This window comes from Kitasatospora sp. NPDC059088, assembly GCF_042738155.1.
Taxonomy (GTDB): Bacteria; Actinomycetota; Actinomycetes; order Streptomycetales; family Streptomycetaceae; genus Kitasatospora.
This window is the reverse complement of the sequence record NZ_JBHYGR010000049.1, coordinates 48,567-54,566: the sequence shown is the minus strand read 5'-3', so window position 1 is coordinate 54,566 and position 6,000 is coordinate 48,567. Positions and strand designations below refer to the sequence as shown.

The following is a 6,000-nucleotide window of genomic DNA, read 5'->3' as shown; positions in this document are numbered from 1 at the left end:
TTTGCTCGCCCCGCCCCCCACCGAGATCTACACTTGGATTGTCGTCGGCTGCGTCAGAGGTGTATAAGCGACAGGGGCTAGGCCGGGCGGCAGGCGGGCCGTGGGGACCACCATGGCCCGTCCGTTCCCGGACGGCCAGGGGCGCACGGGGGCGCCCGGGCGTGCACGGTGGCGCGCCCGGGCGGGCGAACGGCGACGGAGCGTCCGAAAGCTCCGCAAGCCGCTCGGACGCCGCGAAGCGGGTCAGACCGTTCCCGAGTGCTCCGTCAGCCGTGGCGACCCGGCGGGGCGGGCGCCGGCGGGGTCCGGTGCGGTGGTCGCGGGCGCCACCGTCCAGTCCGGGTGGCCGGGCATCGGCGGGGTGCGCCGCCCGTACAGCCAATCGTCCAGGAAGCCGGTGAGGTCCTGCCCGGAGACCTCGGAGGCGGTGCGGACGTAGTCCCGGGTGGTGGCGGTGCCGTGGCGGTGCTCGCGCAGGAAGGTCCGCTCGATCCGGTCGAAGGCGGCGGCGCCGACCTTCTCCCGGAGGGCGAACAGCACCAGGGCGCCGCCGGTGTAGCGCTGGTCGTCGAAGAGCGTGTCGGCGGTGGGCGAGGCGACCGGGCCGGAGTCGTGCCGCCACTGGTCGCCGAGGCCGTACACCCGGCGCATCCGGGCGGTCAGGGTGGTGTCGCCCCAGGCGTCGGGCCAGCCGCGCTCGTAGCGGTAGGCGAGGCCGTAGTAGTCGGCGTGGCCCTCGTTGAGCCACAGGTCGGCCCAGGTGGCGGGGGTGACGCTGTCGCCGAACCAGGAGTGCACCAGCTCGTGCATCATGTGCGAGCCGATCGCCGGTTCGGCCTGGCGCAGGAAGCCCGGCTTGTAGAGGGTGAGGGTCTGGGTCTCCAGTCCGGTGAAGCCGAAGGCCGCCGGGTCGTCGCTGTCGACCGGCAGGATGCCGTAGGACTCGAACGGGAACGGTCCCAAGTGCTGCTCTGCCCAGCGGAGTTGGTCGGCGGTGAGGTCCAGGGCCGGGGCCAGCTCGGCGACCCGGGCGGTCGGTACGACGTCGCGCAGCGGCAGCCCGTGCGGGCCGGGGCGCTCGCGGACGGTGTAGTCGCCGACGGACACCTGGACGAGTTCGGTGGCCATCGGCTCGCGGGAGACGTACCGCCGGGTGGTGCGGCCGTCGCCGAGCGGCACGGTCTGCGCCAGCTCCCCGTTGGCGACGCCCAGCAGGGGATCCGGCGCGGTCACCGCGATGGTGAAGCGGGCCTTGTCGCTCGGGTGGTCGTTGCACGGGAAGACGGTGTGGGCACTGGCGGGCTGCCCGGCCACCGCGAAGCCGTTCGCGGTCGGCACCCAGCCGGTGTGCGGCAGGGCGGCGCGGGGGTCGGCGGTGTACTCGACGGTCAGCCGCGCGGTGCTGCCCCGGCGCAGCGGTTCCCCGGGGGTGACGGTCAGCTTCTCGTCGTGGACGGCGAACCGGGCCGCCCGCCCGTCGACCCGGACGGCGTGCACGTCCAGCCCGAGCGCGTCCAGCGACAGGGCGGCCGTGGTCCGGGTGGTCCGGGCGGTGATCACCGCGGTTCCGTCCACGGTCCGGGTGTCGGCCCGGTACTCGAAGGACAGGTCGTAGGCGAGCGCCCGGTACCCGGGGTTGCCGAGCGAGGGGAAGACCGGATCGCCCGGACCGTCCACGGCGGCGGCCGGCGGGGCGCTCGCGGACAGCAGCACCGCGCCGAGGGCGAGTGCCAGGGCGGAGGCGGCACGGGTCCTGGGCAAGGGGGATCACCACACTTCGGACGGGGCGGACGTGCGATGCGTGCGCGGCGCACCGGGCACGGACCCTACTGGACCGTCAGCCCCGCCGGGCGGGGACCGGCCGAGTCCCGCCGGATCCCGCCGGATCCGGCCACAACGGTGCCGACACGCGGGCGTCCCCCGGACGGACCACGGTGCTGGCGGCGCCCCCGGGCCGGGGCTAGCGTTCGTAGTGCTTCGTCCCCTGACGGACGGGGCCACGGCCGTCGGAGAACCTGGCCAGGTCCGGCGGCCGTACTCCTGTGCCCGGACGCCTTCCCGGACGCACCGCGTAGGGTGGCCCCCGGACGACGCCCGCGTACCGGATGCCAGGAGCCGCCGTGACCAGCCCCGCTTCACACCTTCTGGTGATCGGTGAGTGCGTCGCCGACATCGTCCGGACGGACGGCGCCCCCGACCGGGTCCACCCCGGCGGCAGCCCCGCGAACGTCGCGTACGGCCTGGCCCGGCTGGGCCGCCCGGCGGTGCTGCTCACCGAGCTGGGGCCGGACGCCGACGGGCGGCTGATCCGCCGCCACCTGGAGTCGGCCGGGGTGGTGGTCCGGGCGGCCGAGGTGGCCCGCACGCCCTCGGCGGTGGTGCGGCTGGACGGGCAGGGGCGGGCCGGGTACACCTTCGACATCGGCTGGACGCTGGCGCCGACCGAACTCCCCACCGCCCCCGCCGGGATCCACCTCGGCTCGATCGGCGCGGTCACCGAACCGGGCGCCGCCTCGGTGCTCGCCCTGGTGGAACGGTGGCGCGACCGGGCGCCGGTCAGTTACGACCCGAACGTGCGCCCCGCGCTGATGGGCGACCGGGCGGCGGCGGTGCGCCGGGTCGAGCGCTGCGTGGCGCTGAGCGGCCTGGTGAAGGCGAGCGACGAGGACCTCGCCTGGCTCTACCCGGGCGAGCCCGTGGAGGCGGTCGCCGAGCGCTGGCTCGCCCTGGGGCCCGACACGGTCGCGGTGACCCTCGGGGCGGAGGGCGCCCTGGCGCTCACCGCGGCGGGCCGCCGGGAGCGGGTGGCGGCCGTCCCGGTCGCGGTCGCGGACACCGTCGGCGCCGGTGACTCCTTCATGGCGGCCCTTCTGCACGCCCGCGCGGCCGGCACGGATCTGGCCGACTGCCTCGCCGAGGCCGTCACCGCCGCCGCGCTGACCGTCTCCCGCCCCGGCGCCAACCCGCCCTCGGCCGCCGAGCTGGCCGCGGCCCTGGCGGGCCGCCGGGCGGCCGGGGCGCGGTAGGGCGGGGCAGGGGCGCGGCAGGGCCGGTGCCGGTGGTCAACTCCCGTGGCGGCCCGGCTCGGTGAGGTCCTTGCCGTACCAGACCTCGGAGTACGGGCCGGTGTCGCCGTACGCCGGGATCTCCCGGTAGCCGTTGCGCAGGTAGAGGGCGCGGGCCTCGACCAGGTCGAGGCGGGTGTCCAGGACGATCCGCTCGGCGCCCATGGTGCGGGCAGCCCGGTCGACGGCGGCGAGCAGCTGGGCGCCGCCGCCGGTGCCGCGCAGGCCGGGGCGGACGAAGACCCGGGTGAGTTCGACGCTGGTGGCGTCGTGGCGGCGCAGGCCGGCGCAGGACTGGGGCGCGCCGTCGTAGCGGCCGAGCAGGAAGAGGCCGGTGGGGGCGGCCAGGTCGCCGCTGGGGGAGCCGGCGAGGCCGGACTCCAGTTCCTCCGGGGTGCCCTCGCGGCCCAGGTGCAGGCGGTAGTAGCGGTTGGCCACGTCGTAGTAGTACTCGCGCAGCAGGTCGGTGGCCTCGGGGGCGGTCACGTCGGCGGTGGTGACGGTCCAGCGGTCGGTCATGCGCGCATGATCCGTTTCCGGGTGCCGCGGGCGCAAAGGGTTTTCGTACCGGTTGTGGGGGATTCGGCAAAGGATCGGCAGGGCGGGCGGCGTGCCGTTGCCCCGGGCGGGTGACGGAGGGTTGGCGGGGGCGCCCGGCGGGGGAGCAGTAGCAGCTATGAACGGACCATCAGTTTGTCGCATGAGTGGGGATCTGAGGAAAGGTCAGAAGCGGAGCGGCGCACGCACCGGACTGCTGGCCGCCGTCTGCCTCACCGCCGTGGTCACCGGCTGCGCCGGTCCCGCCGCCCAGCCCAAGCCCGCCCCGGCCGCCGGGGCGCCCGCCGCCGGAGCCGCGGCAGCGCCCGCCGCCGGAGCCGACGCCGCCCCGACGAGCCCCGGGGCGGCCCAACCCGCTCCGCCGCTGCTCCCAGGCCTGGCCCGGGAGCAGGAGGAGACCAGCAGCGAGGCGGCCGCCCGCCAGGCCGACGTGGCCCGCACCGCCCTGGAGACCGCCCAGCGCTGGGGCCTGGACCACCCGCCGTTGAAGGCCCCGGCCCGCCCCGCCGCCAAGGCCACCCTCACCCCGGTGCAGGGCGTCAAACTGAAGGACGGCCGCCCGCCCGTGGTGTTCCGGGTGCCGACCGAGGACAAGGTGGTCTTCCTGACCATCGACGACGGCTTCGAGAAGGACCCGGAGTTCTCCCGGATGGCGGCGGAACTGGGGATCCCGCTCAGCGCCTTCCTCTCCGACTACCTCGTCCGCGACAACTACGGCTACTTCCGGGACCTGCACAAGCAGGGCGTGGAGATCAACAACCACACGATCAACCACCGCAACCTCAAGGTCCTCGACTACGAGACCCAGCGCCGGGAGATCTGCGACCAGCAGGACCAGCTGGAGCAGCAGATCGGCGTGCGCCCCCGGCTGTTCCGCCCCCCGTACGGCGAGTACAACGACGACACCCTGCGCGCCGCGGCCTCCTGCGGGGTGCAGGCCGTCCCGCTGTGGAACGAGGAGGCCTTCCCGGACCACATGGAGTGGCGCTACGACGACCGGAAGCTCCACCCGGGCGACATCATCCTCACCCACTTCCGCGGCACCTCCGACTGGAAGGCCACCATGCCGGACCTGCTGCGCAAGGTGCTCAACGAGGTCACCGCGGCCGGCTACTCGCTGGGCCGCCTGGACGACTACCTGTAGGGCGGCGGCCCCGGCCGGCGGGTCCTCAGCCGAGCGAGAGGGCGTCGAGGTACACCCAGGCGCCCTCGTACCGGACGAAGCGGCTGTGCTCGCTGAGCACGCCCTGCTCGCCGCCCTCCGTCCAGTGCGCGCGGAAGGCGACCGTGCCCTCGGCGTGGAAGGCGCCGCCCTCGCTGGTGGAGAGCACCTCCAGCCCGGTCCAGCGCAGGGCCGGGTCGAAGTCGACCTCGTCGGGCCGGGTGTCCGGGTGCCAGGTGCGCAGCAGGTAGGCCTCGTCCTGGGCGGCGAAGGCGCTGAACCGGGAGCGCATCAGCGACTCGGCGGTGGTGGCCTTCGCCTGGCCGCGGTGCAGCCGGCCGCAGCAGTCGCCGTAGGCGGCGGGCAGGCCGCACGGGCACGGGGAGGACGGCAGCAGCCGGGGAGCGGCGGGGCGGGGCGCGGAACGACGTCGGGACATGCCGACCATTGTCCCCCACGGCCGGTCGGCGACCGCCGGGCCCGCCCCACCACCGGGGGAGGGGCGGGCCCGGAGGGCTACGCGGGCCGCCGGAACGAGTAGTTGAACGAGGCGTCGCCGAAGTGGCCCATCATCCGGAGCCAGAACGGCATCATCATCTCGGTCGCCCGGGCGCCGGTGATGTCCCCGAGGTCGACGATCCACTCGGCCGGCCAGCCGAACTCGCCCAGCAGGGCGACCGCCTCGGCCTTGGCGACGGCGTCGTTCCCGGCGATGAACAGGTTGTGCTCGCCGGCCAGTCTGCCCGGTGCGACCATCAGCTCGCAGTTCAGCGTGTTGAGGGCCTTCACCACCCGGGCCTCGGGGAACTCGCGCTGGATCTGCTCGCCGATGCTGTCGGTGTTGACCGGGGCGAGGGTGACGCCCTCGGGGCCGAACACCAGCGGGTTGGACACGTCGATCAGCAGCTTCCCGGCGAGGCGCTCCGCCCCGGCCGCGCGCAGCGCCGCCAGCGAGACCGTCCCGCCGGTGGCGTTCAGCACCACCTCTCCGAAGGCCGCTGCCTCGGCGAAGGTCCCGCAGCTGCCCGCGGGGCCGGCCTTTCCGGCCCAGGCCAGCCCGTGCTCGTTGTCCTTGGTCCGGGAGCCCAGGGCCACCTGGTGGCCGAGCGAGACCAGCTTGTCCGCGAGGGTCTGCCCGACCACGCCGGTGCCGATGATTCCGATGCGCATGGTTCCCCGTTCGTCCGGTTCCCTCCGCCCGTCGAAGGGCGGCCG

6 protein-coding genes are annotated in these 6,000 nt (G+C 75.0%); 2 read left to right on the top strand and 4 right to left on the bottom strand.

Translation table 11 applies throughout. The annotated features are described in order from the left end of the window. Nucleotides 1-243: 243 nt before the first annotated feature. Nucleotides 244-1,761 carry a M1 family metallopeptidase gene (locus tag ACFWXO_RS22690; RefSeq protein ID WP_380525564.1) on the bottom strand — a complete coding sequence of 506 codons (1,518 nt, stop codon included), beginning with the start codon at nt 1,759-1,761 and terminating at the stop codon, nt 244-246. A 359-nt stretch (nt 1,762-2,120) separates the two neighbouring features. On the opposite strand from ACFWXO_RS22690, the gene ACFWXO_RS22685 reads away from it, so the two are divergent. After that, the gene (locus tag ACFWXO_RS22685; RefSeq protein ID WP_380525563.1) at nt 2,121-3,026 is read left to right on the top strand and encodes a carbohydrate kinase; all 906 of its coding nucleotides are present in this window, start codon (nt 2,121-2,123) and stop codon (nt 3,024-3,026) included. Between the two features lie 36 nt (nt 3,027-3,062). Here ACFWXO_RS22685 and ACFWXO_RS22680 read toward each other — a convergent pair whose 3' ends face one another. Beyond that, nucleotides 3,063-3,584, bottom strand: a complete 522-nt coding sequence (locus ACFWXO_RS22680; protein WP_380525562.1) for a GNAT family N-acetyltransferase — start codon at nt 3,582-3,584, stop codon at nt 3,063-3,065. A 181-nt stretch (nt 3,585-3,765) separates the two neighbouring features. On the opposite strand from ACFWXO_RS22680, the gene ACFWXO_RS22675 reads away from it, so the two are divergent. Next, nucleotides 3,766-4,767: a polysaccharide deacetylase family protein gene (locus ACFWXO_RS22675; protein ID WP_380525561.1), complete on the top strand. Its 1,002-nt coding sequence runs from the start codon at nt 3,766-3,768 to the stop codon at nt 4,765-4,767. 25 nt (nt 4,768-4,792) lie between these two features. Here ACFWXO_RS22675 and ACFWXO_RS22670 read toward each other — a convergent pair whose 3' ends face one another. Continuing rightward, entirely contained in the window at nt 4,793-5,224 is a 432-nt protein-coding gene (locus tag ACFWXO_RS22670) for a YchJ family protein (protein ID WP_380525560.1), read from the bottom strand. A 77-nt stretch (nt 5,225-5,301) separates the two neighbouring features. Then, entirely contained in the window at nt 5,302-5,955 is a 654-nt protein-coding gene (locus ACFWXO_RS22665; protein ID WP_380525559.1) for an NADPH-dependent F420 reductase, read from the bottom strand. Nucleotides 5,956-6,000: the final 45 nt, after the last annotated feature.